The 17,315-nt window shown below is 43.5% G+C and carries 17 protein-coding genes; 1 reads left to right on the top strand and 16 read right to left on the bottom strand.

What is annotated here, in order from left to right:
* Positions 1–33: 33 nt before the first annotated feature.
* The 13 genes from KFT32_RS11650 to KFT32_RS11590 all read right to left on the bottom strand — a co-directional run bounded on the left by KFT32_RS11650 (position 34) and on the right by KFT32_RS11590 (position 13,463).
* Positions 34–261 carry a hypothetical protein gene (locus tag KFT32_RS11650; RefSeq protein ID WP_211747375.1) on the bottom strand — a complete coding sequence of 76 codons (228 nt, stop codon included), beginning with the start codon at positions 259–261 and terminating at the stop codon, positions 34–36.
* Entirely contained in the window at positions 258–1,433 is a 1,176-nt protein-coding gene (locus KFT32_RS11645; protein ID WP_211747374.1) for a Ger(x)C family spore germination protein, read from the bottom strand. Before KFT32_RS11645 ends, KFT32_RS11650 begins: the two co-directional genes overlap by 4 nt.
* The gene (locus KFT32_RS11640) at positions 1,430–3,016 is read right to left on the bottom strand and encodes a spore germination protein (protein ID WP_211747373.1); all 1,587 of its coding nucleotides are present in this window, start codon (positions 3,014–3,016) and stop codon (positions 1,430–1,432) included. The genes KFT32_RS11645 and KFT32_RS11640 overlap by 4 nt, the downstream gene beginning before the upstream one ends.
* A gap of 156 nt (positions 3,017–3,172) precedes the next feature.
* Positions 3,173–3,583 carry a DoxX family protein gene (locus KFT32_RS11635; RefSeq protein WP_249435826.1) on the bottom strand — a complete coding sequence of 137 codons (411 nt, stop codon included), beginning with the start codon at positions 3,581–3,583 and terminating at the stop codon, positions 3,173–3,175.
* A 79-nt stretch (positions 3,584–3,662) separates the two neighbouring features.
* Complete coding sequence (locus tag KFT32_RS11630; RefSeq protein ID WP_211747372.1) at positions 3,663–4,382, bottom strand: M56 family metallopeptidase; 720 nt, start codon at positions 4,380–4,382, stop codon at positions 3,663–3,665.
* Between the two features lie 143 nt (positions 4,383–4,525).
* Positions 4,526–4,942, bottom strand: coding sequence for a BlaI/MecI/CopY family transcriptional regulator (locus KFT32_RS11625; RefSeq protein ID WP_211747371.1), 417 nt, complete (start codon positions 4,940–4,942; stop codon positions 4,526–4,528).
* A gap of 144 nt (positions 4,943–5,086) precedes the next feature.
* Positions 5,087–6,547, bottom strand: coding sequence for a catalase (locus KFT32_RS11620; RefSeq protein ID WP_211747370.1), 1,461 nt, complete (start codon positions 6,545–6,547; stop codon positions 5,087–5,089).
* A gap of 214 nt (positions 6,548–6,761) precedes the next feature.
* Entirely contained in the window at positions 6,762–7,577 is an 816-nt protein-coding gene (locus KFT32_RS11615) for a response regulator transcription factor (protein ID WP_211747369.1), read from the bottom strand.
* The gene (locus KFT32_RS11610) at positions 7,553–7,951 is read right to left on the bottom strand and encodes a Fur family transcriptional regulator (RefSeq protein WP_211747368.1); all 399 of its coding nucleotides are present in this window, start codon (positions 7,949–7,951) and stop codon (positions 7,553–7,555) included. The genes KFT32_RS11615 and KFT32_RS11610 overlap by 25 nt, the downstream gene beginning before the upstream one ends.
* Positions 7,952–8,345: 394 nt before the next feature.
* Positions 8,346–9,446, bottom strand: coding sequence for a GerAB/ArcD/ProY family transporter (locus tag KFT32_RS11605; RefSeq protein WP_211747367.1), 1,101 nt, complete (start codon positions 9,444–9,446; stop codon positions 8,346–8,348).
* A 1-nt stretch (position 9,447) separates the two neighbouring features.
* The gene (locus KFT32_RS11600) at positions 9,448–10,662 is read right to left on the bottom strand and encodes a Ger(x)C family spore germination protein (protein ID WP_211747366.1); all 1,215 of its coding nucleotides are present in this window, start codon (positions 10,660–10,662) and stop codon (positions 9,448–9,450) included.
* 4 nt (positions 10,663–10,666) lie between these two features.
* Positions 10,667–12,385, bottom strand: coding sequence for a spore germination protein (locus KFT32_RS11595; RefSeq protein ID WP_211747365.1), 1,719 nt, complete (start codon positions 12,383–12,385; stop codon positions 10,667–10,669).
* A 136-nt stretch (positions 12,386–12,521) separates the two neighbouring features.
* On the bottom strand, positions 12,522–13,463 hold the full coding sequence (locus KFT32_RS11590) for an aldo/keto reductase family protein (RefSeq protein ID WP_211747364.1): 942 nt from the start codon (positions 13,461–13,463) through the stop codon (positions 12,522–12,524).
* A gap of 187 nt (positions 13,464–13,650) precedes the next feature.
* On the opposite strand from KFT32_RS11590, the gene KFT32_RS11585 reads away from it, so the two are divergent.
* A complete protein-coding gene (locus KFT32_RS11585) occupies positions 13,651–14,154 on the top strand; it encodes a helix-turn-helix transcriptional regulator (RefSeq protein ID WP_211747363.1) in 504 nt (167 codons plus the stop codon).
* Between the two features lie 105 nt (positions 14,155–14,259).
* Here KFT32_RS11585 and KFT32_RS11580 read toward each other — a convergent pair whose 3' ends face one another.
* From KFT32_RS11580 to KFT32_RS11570, 3 genes are all read right to left on the bottom strand, one after another.
* Positions 14,260–15,549, bottom strand: a complete 1,290-nt coding sequence (locus tag KFT32_RS11580) for an amidohydrolase family protein (RefSeq protein ID WP_211747362.1) — start codon at positions 15,547–15,549, stop codon at positions 14,260–14,262.
* A 66-nt stretch (positions 15,550–15,615) separates the two neighbouring features.
* Positions 15,616–16,695 carry a MerR family transcriptional regulator gene (locus tag KFT32_RS11575; protein WP_249435825.1) on the bottom strand — a complete coding sequence of 360 codons (1,080 nt, stop codon included), beginning with the start codon at positions 16,693–16,695 and terminating at the stop codon, positions 15,616–15,618.
* Between the two features lie 211 nt (positions 16,696–16,906).
* Positions 16,907–17,311 carry a DUF350 domain-containing protein gene (locus tag KFT32_RS11570; protein ID WP_211747361.1) on the bottom strand — a complete coding sequence of 135 codons (405 nt, stop codon included), beginning with the start codon at positions 17,309–17,311 and terminating at the stop codon, positions 16,907–16,909.
* Positions 17,312–17,315: the final 4 nt, after the last annotated feature.

Genomic DNA, 17,315 nt, shown 5'->3' with positions numbered 1-17,315 from the left:
CCTTAATCTGCTTCATCGTGATTCTGATATCTCTTATTCTCCAGCCACGGGTACAAACGGACTTAAAAGATGAGAAATGACAATCGTGGGTCTAATGACGGTTACAGGAGATACATTGTAAATCCAAATTGCAACGCTAAGTGCAATGATAGAATAGGAAACCCAACGGTTCACGGGTTTGTAACTACGCAGGTTGTTAAAATCCAGCATTACAATAGAGAAGGAGGCAACTAGAAAGAAAAAAAGCGCCAGCCAGTTCATTTGATCATCTTTCCTTCCTTAACGGCAAAGGGCTCAGTAGCTGTCCCCGTATTTTCTAAACGAAATTTAGGTTCTACCTCTATCGTGATTTCAGGATATATCTGATCCCACCGATCCTTTATTCGTGCCCAAAGCTTCGGATGTTCTGTCTTCAAAAGTCGGCCGAACCCCAAAATGTCGGATTTATAATTTTGAAGATTTTCTATGTTCGTCTCCATCATTTTTTTGACCATTTCATTCATTTCGTGCTCCAATTCCTTTATGTTTGCTTCCTCCGTCGTATCATAATTCGATTCATTCGTCGTTATGGACATTCGTGCATCAATCGTAATTTTCATCGTTATATCTTCGTCACTGTGTACAATAGGCGTAAATTCGGCATTGTTTTCATTAATGGAAAAAAAGATCTTCCCTTTCCCTTTCGGAGCATTGACGGGGAGCTCAATATTACTTGCTTGGTCCATGGCAAGCAGGATTCCCACTGCATGTTCTTTATTAATGAGACCAACCAATTGATCTTCTCTAAATACAGCAAGACCAGCGATGCCAAGCCCTTTTTTAGGCTCTGCCACACTAGAAGGAACGCTTTCTACTGTAGAAATGAGCGGCATAACCGGATCAATTCCCTCCTCCAAAATCAGATTAACAAGTGTCTTCATCGTCCACGGCTTCTTTAGATAAGAAAACACAAGCTCCCGAATGGCCTCGCCCGGATATTGTTCAATCTGAGGTTCCGCACTTAAGACTTGATAGGCATCTCCTCTCGTAACCACAGGTAAGGCAGATAGTCTGTTCTCCGGAAGACGGCCAAATGAATCCAGGATAGTGGAGATACCTTCCCTTGCTAACGCCTCTCCAAACAATAAAGATCTACGATGTGAGAAAAATATTTTTCGAGGGGTTTCCGTCTGCATGATTAATGTTGCGCCACGTAAAGAGTCGCTTGCAACCGATCTTAGAAACCAAGGATTCTCTCCATTGCCTCCTCCTTCCGGACCAGCAACTTGGCCCGGAATCGTAATCTGTAAAGTGGTTCTGTATTTATCCTCTTCTTTATCAAGTGCTGTACCCACCACGAAAGCCACGTCATTGATCTCTCTTCGATCCCAGCACCCCGTAAGCAGTACAGACAACAGAAGCAGCATACATAGGAGCAGATGAACCTTTCTCACTCCCCCCAGCCCCCTTCGTCACCTGTCGGTGTCCCGCTGATATCATCACTGATACGTTGTCGTTTTCCTTTCGGAGTTGTGGAAGGTCTGAATTTCATCTTCCACCATGGAACCCGCATTAAGATATCTTTGGATTGCCCTCTTCTATATGGGCTGACACCGAGGAGGTAAGGCTCTCCAAAAGAAGTGAGCTGGGTAAGATGTGCTGAAATGAGCACTGTACCAATAATAATCCCAAAAAGCCCAAGTGTTCCCGCAAGAATCATCAACGGAAATCGTAACAGTCGAAGCGTAATCGCAAAGTTAAACCTCGGAATCGTAAACGAAGCGATCCCTGTCATGGACACGATGATAACCATAGGTGCAGATACGATACCGGCTTGAACCGCAGCTTGACCAATAACAAGGGCGCCAAGGATACTGACGGCCTGACCTACTGTTTTGGGTAAACGGACCCCCGCTTCCCTTAACGCTTCAAAGGAAAGTTCCATGAGCAGTGCCTCCACCAAAGCAGGGAAAGGAATCGCTTCCCTCGCAGCCGCAATACTAAGAATCAGCGTTGTCGGCAGCATATCCTGATGAAACGTCGTAATGGCGATATATAAAGCAGGAAGAAACAAGGCAACCATCATAAAGAACAACCGAATCCAGCGCAAAAAATTGCTAATAAAAAACCGTTCATAATAATCTTCACTCGCTTGAAGCATCTGCCACATCGTTACTGGACCAATCAAACAGAAAGGAGTACCGTCCACTAAGATGGCAAACTTTCCTTCCAGTAAATTCGCAACCACTGTATCAGGACGTTCGGTATAGTGAACTTGAGGAAAAGGTGAATAGGGATGATCTTCAATTAATTCCTCAATGTAGCCTGACTCCAGTACTCCATCAATCTTGATGTTTTGAAGACGGTGTCTGACATCTTCAATTAAATCTTCCCTAGCAAGTCCTTTTATGTACGTTAAAACCACTGCGGTTTTTGTCTCTGTACCCATCGTCATATTTTCCATCTTTAGCATCGGTGTCTTCAGTTTGAACCGAAGAAGGGATGTGTTTACTCGCAGCGTTTCATTGAAACCTTCCCTCGGGCCCCGGATAGCCGATTCTGTCTGAGGCTCTTGTACGGAGCGACGCTGACCTCCCTTAAGATTAATAAGTAGTCCATTGTCCATATGCTCTACGAGAACCAGTACACTTGCATCCATAATGGCTTCTATTACTTCATGCCAAACCGTTGCATTTTTTACTTGCGTAACGGAAAAAGGGGTATTTTCCAAGGACAGCTGCTCTTGTCCATGAAGGGAACCGCTCGGGCTAAGCCCCTCGACAAGAGGATGTAGAATGTGATCCTGAATATCATCTGTATTTACGATACCTTCAATAAAAGCAATGCTCACCCGAGGGCAACCGTCATGATGAATTTCCCGAAAAACAAAGTCAGAGCAATCCTTTAACAAGGTTTGTAGGACTTTATTATTCTCATCTAGGTTCTTAACGAGGGACCAGTTCATCTGCGGCAGATGGGGTACACCGATCCCTGTATCCGAATTGCCCCCTTGTTGCTTATCCTTTTCTCTGTTCATAACGATTGCTCACCTCCCGTATCACTGCTTCTCCGACTCTCTGACGTAAAGTACTTATATTGGAATAGCATGCAACAGGACAATCCCGATTATGTACAGACATAGAAAAAAGGCCCTGCATTAGCAGAGCCTTCCCTATTCATTAAGACCTGTATGTTATCTACGATTTCTTCTAAACAAGCTGTCCACAGCCACATATCGACTTCCCGCCACCGCGAGGGTAATACCCATTCCGATGAGTGCAACATCCAGCTCATAGCCGCCGATGAAGCCAGCTCCTGCCTTTGCCGTGAAAATAGCACCTACGAGAATGGCAACAAAAAGCAGACTAATGATCCGTGTGAACAAACCGATGATCAAAAACAGTCCCCCAAAAAATTCTACGAGTGCCACAATCGTGGCCACAAATTCAGGGAGACCCAAACTAATAAAGAAACTTTGAGTCCCTTCCATGCCTTGAAATTTCACGATACCGTGCATCAGAAAAATAAAACCTAGCACAACTCTCGTAAATAAAAGTCCTAGCTCCATGTTTCGGGTCAGGTTGTAATTATGGTTGCTATACATTTTCTGTATTCCTCCTATAAATTGTTTATGTGTGGCTCGTTTATAATTTCATACTGAATTATTCAATTACATAATTAGATTAGTGAGGCACTACATTAAATACAGCAAACAGGGTCATTAAGACCAACACGGAGCATACCAGACTCCAGCCTGAGAATCTCAGAGTAGGTTCCTTGTCCGGTTCCAGAATTCGGGCAATTCGGTCGTTCACTACACTATCGGCAGCGAAAGAAGAAACGACACCACCTTGAAACCTTGCGTTTACGGAACCTATTCGAAGCAGTTTGAGAAGTGCCCCGCCCAGACCTACGGGAGTACCTGCTTTTTTAATGGCATCATTATCCGCCATAATCTCACGCACCATTTTATAATTCGATAGAATGGATTTTAGTATAGGCACATAACCGATCGTAGATACACCTAGTGTAAGAAGAAAAGTTTTGAGTGGATCATAATGCCGCAAATGATAATGTTCATGAAAAAGTACAGCTTCCATCTCTTTTTCGTCTAATAAATGGGTAAGTCCTGATGAGATGATGATTCGTCTTTGAAACAGGCCAAAAGCGAGCGCAATCGGTTCATGGGTATGGATAACCACAAGATGCTTACGCAACATCAGCTCGGGGTAACGTTTCACGTAGAATGTTGTGAGTTCCGAGTCACGTAACCAGTTTATGTATTTCAAAGCACGGGCTGATCGGATCAACTGGGTCCATATAGAATAGAGAACTAGAATAAACGTCCCTAGAACAAACGCATTCAACAAGTAAATGACAGACAAAAAACCTAATTCCTTCATCCAGTGAGTACACCAGGAGAAAATATTATAGGAAGTCTGTAACCCCCAAATCATATGAGTCAGATATAAACCCATCTGAATATATACAGCGACACAAATGAGGGTACCTCCAAAAAATAATGTCCTGGAATGCAATGCCCACCTCACGACAAGTCCTTCTTCCACTGTTTTATTTTCGACTCCAATTGTTGAATCAGATCAGAATCCGCTTTTTCTACAGCATCAAGCATATGGGTAACCGCAACGGCGCCAAACTGGTCCATCAGTTCATGTGTCAGTTCTTTGGATTGCGTATCCATAAACACCTCCCTTGATTGTACCGGGCGATACTTTGAGGTTCTACCTTGAAGTGATTTGACGAGCAAACCTTTCTCAACAAGCCTGTTCATAACGGTCATTACCGTATTGAAGTTAAGGGCCTTATCTTCTTCCAGTTTGACCTGGACTTCTTTGATACTCAACTCATCCTCATTCCAGAGGACATCCATAATTTTGGCCTCCAGGGGACCGAAAAAACGGTTCAGACCTTGTTCTCCCACCTTAAAGTGACTAATCCTCATCCAGCACCCCTCCACAATACCCATTGTATTGTCTCTCTTTCCTTTGTCAACATAGTATTCCATTCGTAACCATTCTCTCGTAACAAAAAACCGTGCAGACAGCAGTGTTCTGTCCACACGGTTACATATAAATCATGTCAGATTTTAAGAATTAGATGGCATAAAATCACGAATATCTACACCTAGACCCTCAGCCAAAATCATTCCTAGTCGGTGGTCTGCTCGAATGAAATTACAGATCGCACGGAGCTGTGTTTGTTCCGGTGTCTGTTTCAAATCTTGAATCAGATTATTGTGTAAGTTTTGTTTTTCTTGCTCTGTGAAGCCACGATACGTATCTCCAGCTTGTTTGAAGTCATCTTCTGTCTTCTCAATCGGCTCACGTGTAATATGTCCGTTCACTGCTACTTTGGAGTCACGATATTTCGGATCTTCTTTCGGACTTTCCGAAGAGCTGTTAGGCTCGTAGTTATATGCTGAAGGATCCTGATTCATCTGCATCAGTCCATCCCGTTGATGGTTGCGAACTTTGGAGTAAGGGCAGTTAATCGGAATCTGCAAGTAGTTTGCTCCGAGGCGGTGACGCTGTGTATCCGGATAGGAGAACAAACGACCTTGAAGCAATTTATCTTCAGAAGCTTCAATTCCTGGTACAAGGGCGCTAGGCGAAAAGGCAGACTGTTCCGTTTCTGCGAAGAAATTCTCCGGGTTACGGTTAAGCGTCATACGTCCCACCGTATGGAACGGATACTTATCCTCTGGCCAAATTTTCGTTGGATCTAGCGGATCGAAAGTGAGTGCATCCAAATCTTCCGGATTCATAATTTGCACTTTAAGAACCCATTCTGGATAATCACCACGCTCAATAGCTTCATAAAGATCACGAGATGCATGGTTAAAATCCTGTCCTTGTGTTTCGGAAGATTCACTCGCTGAGAAATTACGAACGCCTTGCTGCGTCTCCCATTTGTATTTAATGTATACAACTTCATCCTTATCGTTAATCCATTTGAAAGCATGAACCCCAAATCCATCCATTTGGCGGTAGTTTGCCGGAGTACCATAGTCAGATAATAACCAAGTCATCATATGTGTGGACTCTGGTGTCAGTGTCATGAAGTCCCAGTATCTCGCAGGCTCCTGAATGTTCGTTACTGGTGAAGGTTTCAAGGAGTGAACCATGTCAGGGAATTTTATTGCATCGCGGATAAAGAATACCGGCAAATGATTACCAACTAGATCATAGTTTCCTTCGGATGTATAAAACTTAACTGCAAAACCACGAGGATCACGAGCCGTCTCCGGAGATCCTTGACCATGAATTACGGTAGAGAAGCGAACAAATACGGGTGTTTCTGTTCCTTCCTGTTGTAGAAAAGCAGCTTTTGTATAAGAGGACATGGAGTTTTCAACTTTAAATACACCATGTGCTCCTGATCCACGTGCATGAACTACGCGCTCTGGAATACGTTCACGGTCAAAGTGTGCCAACTTCTCGATTAAATGATAGTCTTCCAGTAGAGTGGGCCCTCTTCTTCCTGCTGTTCTGGAGTTCTGGTTATCACCCACTGGTGTACCTTGATTTGTAGTTAAACGATCTGTCATATAGGGGTCACCCTTTCAATTAGATTTATACGTGTAATTAGATTTAATCTAAATTTATATATTGATTGTAGCATGTGCGGTATCTGTTTTGCATGAATAAACTATGAACGGTTTGTGATTAGAAAATGAACTCATTGATACATATTATGAAGATTAGTAATTGTTTATGAACAAAAAGAAAGCCCCTAAATGTTTGCACATTTAAGGGCTTTCTTTAATCTGCCAAACGGTAACCTACACCGCGGACTGTAATGATATATTTAGGTGCAGCAGCCTGGTCCCCAAGCTTTTTACGAAGACTTTTGATGTGAACGTCGACCACATTACTGCCCCCTGTGAAATCCGTCTCCCACACCCGGCTCAGCATCTCTTCCCGTGAAATAACAGAGCCTTTCGCATTCATTAGAATGAGCAGCAGATCATATTCCGTTTTGGTCAAATGAACTTGAATATCCTGTTTATGAACGAGCATCCGCTCCATATCTACTCTTAAATCTTTGAAAACGATCGAATCGCTACCGCTTGTTTTGGCCACTTGTTCTTGTCTTGGTACAGCACGGCTAATAATGCGCTGTACATGATACAGTGCCTCATGAGGTCTTCCCGGCCATACTAACAGTTCTTCCTGAAGCATCTCTGGTGCTGCACCACGAATAAATTTTTCGCTAACTAAAAATAGATTCTGTGATGAAGTTGATTCCTTTAACTTCATCTGAAGATCGAGGGCATCCTTCTCATCATAAGCGGTCACATCATAAATGAGCAGGTCATGCGGAATATTCTTATATAGCTCGGGCTCTAGTCTATGAAACATCATGACATCAAAGCATCGATCTGTCAGCACCTTAACCAAATCATGTACCTGATTCAGAACGGGACTTACTAATAGAATCCGCTTTGTAACGGCACAGAAAGGGACCGTCTCTTCTTCTGTGTTACTTAGCAATTGAGCAGCCTTATCCTTTGAGATGCGAATGGACGCATAGGGATATTGATTTTTATTCACTAGTTCTTCCGCTTGCTTTGGCATTCTGGACATACACCTCCAAAAACAACATGCGCATGGTCAATCTCGTATCCTGTTTCCTTTGCGACAGAATCTGTCCAAGCAGCAGGTACTTCGGTCATCACCTCATCCACCTTACCGCATACTTCACAAATAATATGTTGATGATCATCTGTCCTAGCATCATATCTACTTGCCGTTTCACCGAGTTTAAGCTCAAGAATGAGTTCCTTTTCTACGAGATAACGCAATGAATTATAAACTGTACCGTAAGCTAGATTATATCCTTGCTGCGATAGCATGGTCATCACTTCAGCTGCTGTCGGATGGTTATGAGCTTTCTTTACTACATCATAAACAGCCTGGCGCTGTGTTGTTAAATTTAATGTTTTAGGCATAAGATCATCAGATCTCCTTCTATTTATATACATGATAAGTATTTATTTTTAGATTAAGTATAAATCTTAATTCATAACCAGTCAATCCCTGTATAAACTGCGGATGGTTCACAGAAGATAGCATGATAGTGCGGTAAGTAAGGGAGGCGGAAAAATGAAAAGAATAATGGGTTCATTTGTTGTAATCTCGATCTGTGTCCTTTTATTTGACTGGACGATAGATATTCTGTTTGGGAGAGGTTTTGCAGACTCAGGATTCAATCTTCAGAATTACATCCTGCGAACATCTGAGAAATATACATTAAAATTTTCTGGAATTATTGTTCTCATCTATTTTTTTCATAATCAACTCGCTACATTCTTTTACAAAACCTATCTTATCCTTAAAAAACCGTTAAACTCTGGCCCCCCGTTTTCTTCTCTTATGAATCCAAGCGGCCCCGAGAAGGAGAAGCGGAAAGTAAAAAACAAATAACGGGTGAACATATAGAAGAGCAAGCCTTCCATATTCCAAATGATAAATGAAATTTCGGGCCATACCCGTTGCCCATACATTCATAATAAATGCAATAGGGAGGATTAACTTGCGGTAAGGAACACCAAATAAATCGGAAGCGCCAATTAGAGCTGCACTGAAGTATAAGGATATCCGAAAAAAATCACCAATGATCAGACTCATCACTACTAGAATATCTACCCGCTGTACAAACTCCGATATTTCAACAAGGCTAATCGTAGACAACAGAGGAAACGGAGAACCTTTTGCAATATTTAAACCAAGACAAGCAATGTTAATAAACATGGTCTGACTAAGTATCAGCCCACCCACAATAATAGCCAAAATACCGATATACCCTCCTTTTTCGGGACGACGCATGTAAGGAAGAAGCATAAGGAAACATACCATCTCTCCAAAAGGGACGATTAAATTTTCATTTAAAACCCCATTCAGCACCGGTTTAATTCCATCTTCAAGGATAGGTAGAATCAGATCGAGCTGTATAGCATTAGAGGATAAGAGCAGAATATTGCTGAGCACCCCCACAAAAAATAGAAAACCCAAAAGTAAAACTGCAGTTCGTGCAATTACTTCAAATCCTAAATAGACGACATAGGATACACAGATCATCATAAATGTTGTCGTGATAACCATAGGGGTATTGTTCAGGGAGCTGATATTAATTAAATTCGCCCCATCACGTAAATTACGGCAACCGATGTAGAGAAAATAAACAATGTATAGAAAACCCACTACACTTCCGAGATACTTGCCCAGCACTTTGCGACTGTATTCCGTAAGCGGCATTCTTGGAAATTGCTTCGCAAGATACGAATAACCCCAGAACAGTCCGGCCCCAAGAAACATGCAAATCAGAACAGAAATCCATGTGTCTCTGCCAGCTGAATACCCTAGGTTAATAACAATAGCGGTACCAATCTGAAACATCACCATAAGGGACAACATTTGGCCGGAACTAATCTGGTTTTTATTCACTCTAATCTTCTCCTCCCGTACTATAGGGGTTATTTCGAGTCTGGGTGTGCATAACCACCGATTGTATAGTCACTTTCACCTTGCTTCGCGAGAAGACTTCGTCCCAGTCCTCCGCTTCTTCCCACTCTTTGTACTGATGGGACCGTTGCTTTTTCAATGCATAACCAAAACCCAAAACATCCGTTTTCGACCTTTGAGCCTGCTCTATAGCAGACAGGACAATTTGTCTTGTCTTTTCACTCCAAGTTTTCTCATAGATTTGCATCGCCTCTCCAGAAGTCAAATTCACCGGACAATCCGCTTCACTAATAATTCCTTTTTGCCTTACTACAAGGTGAAAATAAGGAGTGCCATCCTGAATGGAAGCCTCGATCTTCGTCTTAGAGAATGAGGTAGCAATGGCCATGGTTCCTGAAGGATCATGGGGGCAAGAGATATTCATTGCCGCATTGTGCACCTTGTTACGGATAATCGTGAGTCCAAGGCCTTGATCTCCTTCCATCCACCCTACAAGTTTATCCCCTTTAAACAAGGCCATGCCGTCGACGGAGACATGTGTAGGGACACGGACTGTATTTATATTTTCCATTCTGCTTCCTTGAGTTTCGCTCCCTTTCACCACTGCTCCGCTAATCGCTGGACCCCCGCCGGGAGTAATCATTCCTCGAATCACATCGTCAATTTTGTTGGGATAATTATGAGAGTAGTCACGGTTCGTATATCTTACTTTGTTCACCAGATTGTTCGCTGTTACCGGACCGACCGGACTTGTAACAGAAAGAATGTTCTTCGCTAATGTTTCTTTTGCGATTAGGACTTGCATTGTAATACGTGTCTTCGGATCACGTTCAATATAGTCAATAAATTTCCCAATCCCCACCTTTTGAGCTAAGTCATCACTGATTACAAGCACAGCTACGTGGGAAAGAGATATGATTTTGGGTAAGTCTTGTGACATTTTACTTAGCACTTCCTGCAACGTTCTTCCTTGTCCGGTAAATACGAAAACTGGCGTGGTCCCTTGACCTTGCCCACCGGACAGTTCAGTCGGAACTGCCGCTTGAAAAGTAATGTTATATATACCTGGCTTATCGCCACGATCAACAGCAAGTCCTGTAACGATCAAACGTTCCTTCAGCTCTACGGAGTCCCAGCATCCAGCAAGTAGAGACGTCATAAGGACAACGGCGATTATCTTACAGATTATCTGCTTCATATCTTTATGAACCTTTCTTGTTCTGGTCTCTCTTATCCATGGCTGTTACGGGCTTGTCCTCTGTAACTTCATTAAACTCACCGCTAATAGCCCTAGGTCTTTTCTTCATAAGTGAAGTAGGTAAACGTAAAATAGAGTCTTTTTGCTGGTCAAGTACAAAGGGGCTGAAAGGCGACATATATGGGACACCAAAAGAACGCAAACTATTCATATGCGCCAAAAGGACAATAAGCCCAAGCACAATTCCATACAGACCAAAGGTAGCGGCAAGCACAATAAATCCAAAACGGAATATCCGTCCGGCGATCGCCATCGTGTAGGTAGGAATTGCAAAACTAGCTGTACCCGTAATTGCAATAACAATCGTTAATAGCGGGCTTACAATCCCTGCCTGAACCGCTGCCTGACCAAGGACAAGGCCACCCACAATATTCGCTGCTTGTCCAACGACACGCGGCATCCGAACCCCCGCCTCCCGTAATAACTCGAAGATCAATTCCAAAATGACCGCCTCTACAAAAGCTGGAAAAGGAACATTTTCACGTTGAGACACGAGATTATAAAGAAGTGCACTAGGAATTAGCTGATAGTGATAAGTCGTCATCGCAATGTAAAGAGAAGGCCCAAGGAGCAGTACCAGAAAACTTACATAGCGAAGCAGACGAAGCAACATTGCGATATCAAACCGATCCGAGTAATCTGCTGCACTGTGGAAAAAATGAGCAAATACGGTTGGCACAATAAGAACAAATGGACTGCCGTCTACAATGATCACGACTCTTCCTTCCATCAATCTCACGGCTGAAGTATCCGGGCGTTCCGTAGCATACACCGTCGGAAAAGGAGTCATCGCCTGATCTTGGATCAGCTCTTCAACATAGGTAGAATCAAATACACCATCTACTTGAATCTGGTCGAGGCGTCTGTGTACTTCTTTTACCACATCTTCATCTGCAATGCCGTTCATATGTATCACAGCAAGTCTTGTTCTGGACTGACTGCCCACGGTTCTCGTATCTACACGAAGATCAGGGCTGTGGATTCGTCTACGCAGAAGCGAAACATTAATGCCGATGGATTCTACGAATCCCTCTTTAGGTCCCCGAACAACAGACTCCGTCTGTGATTCGGTAATCGCTCGAAATTCTCCACCTGACGTTACAATGTGAATGACTTTGGGACTGCCTTCAATCATGATGAGGGTGTGTCCAAGCAGCAAGTTGTCCATCATATCCTTCCAGTCACAGCAGTACTTCACAGTACCAAGACTGAACACTTTCTGGATAAGTCCATTATGTATCAGGGAAGTACCGTTCTCCTCTTCAGCCATTTCACCTATTTTAAATTCAATATCCAATAACGAACGAATAATAAAATTATTAACTAGTTCATTTTGAACCAGTGACTCTATGTATACCACAGCAATCGAGACCCCTGGATCTTTGCCAACATACAGCTTTCTGACAACAATATCACTGCTGTTTCCGTTCTGAATAAGTATCCCGTCAATCTTTTGTTGCATAGAGTCCGACATTTGGAATAGGTCATTCTTTTCTTTATTTGGTTGAGGATTAAATTTCGTATCCTGTTTACTTTGACCTTTTGCTTCTTCTTTTGTATCTGGATGTGGAATGGTAGATTGCTCCGATTTCGAAGTATTCGCTGCTTCAGCAGGCTTATGTTCCAGTTTCTTAAGAAACTGACTTCTGTGATGGCGCTTCATCTCTTTTTCCTCCATTTCCAAAATACGTATATGTTGATTCTAACCATCCTATAGTTGCTTTATGTATGAAATACAAAAAGAGCTAGGTGAAATCCTATGCAAGCAGGATTCACTAGCTCTCCTCTTATTTTATGGTTTACTCGGTAAGTACCGCCTCAATCTTGTCCAGAACTTCTTCGCTCAGTTTGATATCTGATGCAACCAAGTTCTCCTTCACCTGTTCTGGTCTGCTGGCACCTACAAGGGCACTTGCAACGTTCTGCTGTCTCAGAATCCAAGCCAGTGCCAGCTGCCCTACTTTTACATCCAGTTCGTCAGCAATTTTGGCGAGTTTACGTACTTTCTCCACCTTTTCCTGATTGATCTTCTTGTCATCCCAGCCCAATTTTGCCGCACGACTATCTTCCGGAATGCGGGAAGCATCATTATATTTACCTGTAAGCAATCCTTGTGCCAATGGTGAATACACAACTTGTCCAATCCCTTTTTGTTCACCAAGTGGAATAATCTCGTCTTCAATATAACGCTCAAACATATTATATATAGGCTGGTTTACCACGATCCGATCCAGTAAGTAACGATCCGCAATGCCAAGTGCTTCTTCCATCTGGGCCGCTGTCCACTGACTCACACCGATATAGAGCACTTTTCCTTGGCGAACAAGGTCATCCAGAGCACGAAGAGTTTCGAGAAGAGGCGTTTCAGGATGAAACCGATGGCAGTAATAAATATCTACATAGTCTGTTCCCAGCCGTTTCAATGAAGCATTACACTGCTCAATAATATGCTTTCGGGATAAACCTTGGTCATTAGGACCGTCTCCCATTTTTCCGAACACTTTGGTTGCCAGCACGTAGGATTCACGGTTGTAATTTTGAAGAGTCTTGCCAAGAAGTTCCTCGGCTGCACCCCGTTCATACACATTCGCTGTATCAAAGAAATTAATACCTGCATCATAAGCAGTCTCAATGGAACGCACAGCGTTCTCCTGCTCGACATATCCACCATAAGTCAGCCAGCTTCCAAGACTGATTTCACTTACTTTCACACCACTGCCGCCTAATCTTCGGTAATTCATCTCTTGGATAACCTCCTTTAAGATTATGTAATCATTTCCTTTTCATATTACCCTTCCCAGATTAGGATGAAAAGAAGAAGCTCATAGAAACGTTGACCCTGTCCTACCACGTAGTGTAAAATTACACTAATTGATACAAATGTTACTTGTATATAAATGCTACAATGCGTGAAGGAGAGAAATAATTATGACGAAGGAGCAGCTCATTAAGCTCTTATCTGGCAAAATAAAGATGATACGTGCTGAAATGGGATATACGCAGGAGCAAATGGCAGAAGTCTTGGGAATATCCAAAAAAACATTGGTCCAAATTGAAAAAGGACGCACCAAAGCCAGTTGGACAACCCTTGTTGCCCTGGTAGCACTTCACCCGGACAGTTTAACTATTCAATCCATTCTTGGTGAAGAACCTATGGAAATTATTGAAATGGCTGCACATAGCATACTGGAAAGACCCAAAGGCAGAACACTTGGAGGGAAACTCTGGTGGGCTGAAATCGTAAGAGAAGGGGACTATATCTTGCAACAAAATATGATCAGTATGCATTATCGGATTCTTGATATCGATCATACCCGCTGGTATAGTACGTTTGATGAAGAAGAGGCTTTGGCAAGACTGTCTGATTTGTCCAAATCCGTGGACTGGGATCGCCGAATGAACCCTGATTCTAAGAAAACCATTACCTTATGAAAATAACGCAGTCACTCCTGTCCAGCTGGACAGGCTGGCTCACATATAAAGAGGCTCTGCTATAAGGCAGAGCCTCTTCGTTTCCCAAGCAGCGGACTTTTTAGCCTAGACGCCTTTCACGATACGTTCAGACCGGCTCTGGACATCGTCAAGCAATGCCTCCTCGTCAATCGTCAGTAATTTCCGGCGGTACATAAGAACTTTTCCGTTCACAATCGTAGTATCTACATCTGCTCCGTTTACACCATAAGCAAGGAGTGATTCGAGTTGATGCAGCGGTGCCAGATGCGGTTTGTTCAAGTCCACCAGAATGATATCTGCCTTCTTACCTGGAGACAAAGTACCGATCTCGTGATCCAGTTGCAGAAGCTTAGCACCATATAGGGTGGCCATCTTCAGCACCTCTTTTGCAGGCAGAATGGTTGGATCGCCATATTGCAGTTTTTGCATCCATGTCGCTGCTTTTATCTCTTCAAACAGATCGAGGGTCGTCGCGCTTCCCGCCCCATCTGTACCAAGCCCTACAGTTATGCCCTCCTGCAGTAGCTTATGAACAGGGGCGATGCCACATCCGAGCTTCAGATTACTTACCGGATTGTGGGACACGCCGCCTCGCAATCCTTTCAGCAGCTGAATATCGGACTCCGCGAGATGCACACCGTGTGCGAGCAGGACATGACATTGCTCAAAAAGTCCAAGTGAATGCAAATATTCCGTAGGGGTCTGGCCATATTTCGCCTGCAGGGAAGCTACTTCCTCCAACGTTTCGGCCAAATGAATATGAATGGGGAGGTCTCGCTCTTTGGCAAGTCCAATCACATAGCTTAAAGAATCCGGCGGACAGGTGTACGGGGCATGTGGGCCAAACATAGTCGTAATCCTCCCTTCCGCCTTTCCATGCCAGCGATCAATCAAGTGAAGCGCCTCCGTCATTCTTACCCCACCATCCGGTTCGAGGAATACTAGCCCTCTCGTTAGGGAGGCTCTCATTCCTATTTCCTCCACCGTTTCCGCGATGGTATTCATGTGGATGTACATATCAGCAAAAGTCGTTGTTCCAGATTTGATCATCTCTGCCATGGCCAGCCTAGCGCCTGCACGGATATCTTCTTCCGTCATATTCGCTTCCGCAGGCAACATTTTCTGATCTAGCCAATCCATTAGTTTCAGATCATCAGAAAAAGCCCGCAGCAAGCTCATCGGACTATGCTGATGGGTATTAACAAGCCCAGGCATCGCGGCAAATCCGGTACCATCCATCACTTCATCAGCCGCATCTGCCGAGCAGTCGCCTCGTTTGATAATCCGGTCATTTTCAATAAGTAGATCTCCCTTATAAGGAAGTTCTTCTCCTTCCATCGTAACGAGCCAGGCATTCTCAATCTTCATTCTCATCTATCGTTACCTCCTTTGTCTAGCAAGAAGCGTAACGCGTAACGCAGCGTGAAGGTCAACTTGTTTTTATAAATGTCCTCGCGCAGGAACAGCATAGATGAAATGAAGTCGTTTATGGATTTCTTCTACCTTGGTCACATATCCATGTTCTTCAAACCAGTGAATTAACTGAGCGCGATCGGCATAATGGGACTTTTCCATGTCTGCTATGACATCCTCTCTCCCTTCATCTCTTAGCGTCCGAACATAATGCTCTCGTGCCTGCCTATCCTCAAACATAAAGTCAACAAGGCCGATTCGTCCGTGCGGCTTCAGGATCCGCTTGATCTCAAGAAGAGCTAGCCGTTTCTGTTCTTCTGTAAGATGATGAAGGGCATAGCTCATTACCGCAAAATCAAACTGATGATCCTCATAAGGTATCGCCAAAAAATTGCCCAACCTCACTTCATATCCCGAATGTTTACGCTCCGCTTCTCTCAGCATAGCAATGGACTGGTCCAACCCTTTCATCTCTAGCCCCCTTTCCAAAAAAAGAGCGGCCAGATTCCCCGTCCCTGTGCCAAGATCCACCCCCTTTTCACCCTTCTGCGGATTGACCACTTCGAGTACCCGATGTAATGCAAAGGGATAACTGGGGTAAGCCCCATACTCCTGCTGACTTCGCTCTCCTCCCACCCGTTCATCATGAAGAGCAGCATAGGAATCATAGTTCCAGTGATCCTGCCAGTTGGACCGCAGCTGTTTGGATTGCTTAAGACTGGCAGTCCACTCATAAATATCGTCCCATGCTAGCTTTTTCTGCTCCTTCCCCCTTGCGATAATTCGATCTGTCGTTTCAATAGATTGCCTGATTTCAATCATCTGGGAAAACAAAACGGCTCTCTGCAGTTCCAGATGATGCAAAACATCCTCGCTGTCCCCTTCCTCCATCTGTGCAAGTACTCGTCCGATCTCTTCCAGAGACATGCCTACCTCTCTCAAGGAAACAATGGTTTGGAGTCTCGCCGCATCCTGTTCTGTAAACAAACGATATCCACTGCTCTCCTGCTTTTCAGGAGTGATGAGTCCCTTTTCTTCGTAATAACGAATCGCTCTCGCTGATATTTGAAGACGCTCCGAGATTTCCTTGATTTGCAGTAAAGCCATGGTCATGCCCCCTTTATTATGTCACTAGTATAAACCTTCACGTTACGTTAATATATACCATCATGCCTGACGTCTATAAAGATAATTACGAGGTAACTACGTCCCTACAACAAAAAAAAAGACTCAAGAAAACAGTTCTAATCACTGTTTTCTTGAGCCTCTACGAATCTCAGGGCCAATCCAGCCTTATTTCATCCATCCTCCACTTTCGTTACATCAGAAACGTTCCTATAACAATGGAAACGCCAATAATAATCGAACGAAGCAGCTGCGCTACGGCCATATTTCCTTTTTCAATTTCTTCACATACTTTAATATTTGGCGTAACGAAATCAAAGATAAGATATACGAGGATGAGAACTACAATCCCTACCACAGACCAAATAATCATGTCTGCCCAGGAATGAGAGCTTAACGAAACCATTCCTACGATAATACAAAGTCCGAGCAGTTTGCTGCCCATATATACACCGGCAGCTTCATTTCCTCCCCTAATTTCCTTCCCGTCATCAAAACGGGTAACTTTACTAAACAGAAAATAGCCTGCAAGTAAAATAATAAGTATGAGCACAATTCCAATTGCCACATTCAGCAAATCTATTCCAAGAGTATTCATTAAC

The sequence above is a fragment of the Paenibacillus sp. Marseille-Q4541 genome, assembly GCF_018310695.1.
Lineage (GTDB): Bacteria > Bacillota > Bacilli > Paenibacillales > Paenibacillaceae > Paenibacillus.
This window is presented reverse-complemented; position numbering and strand designations above follow the sequence as displayed.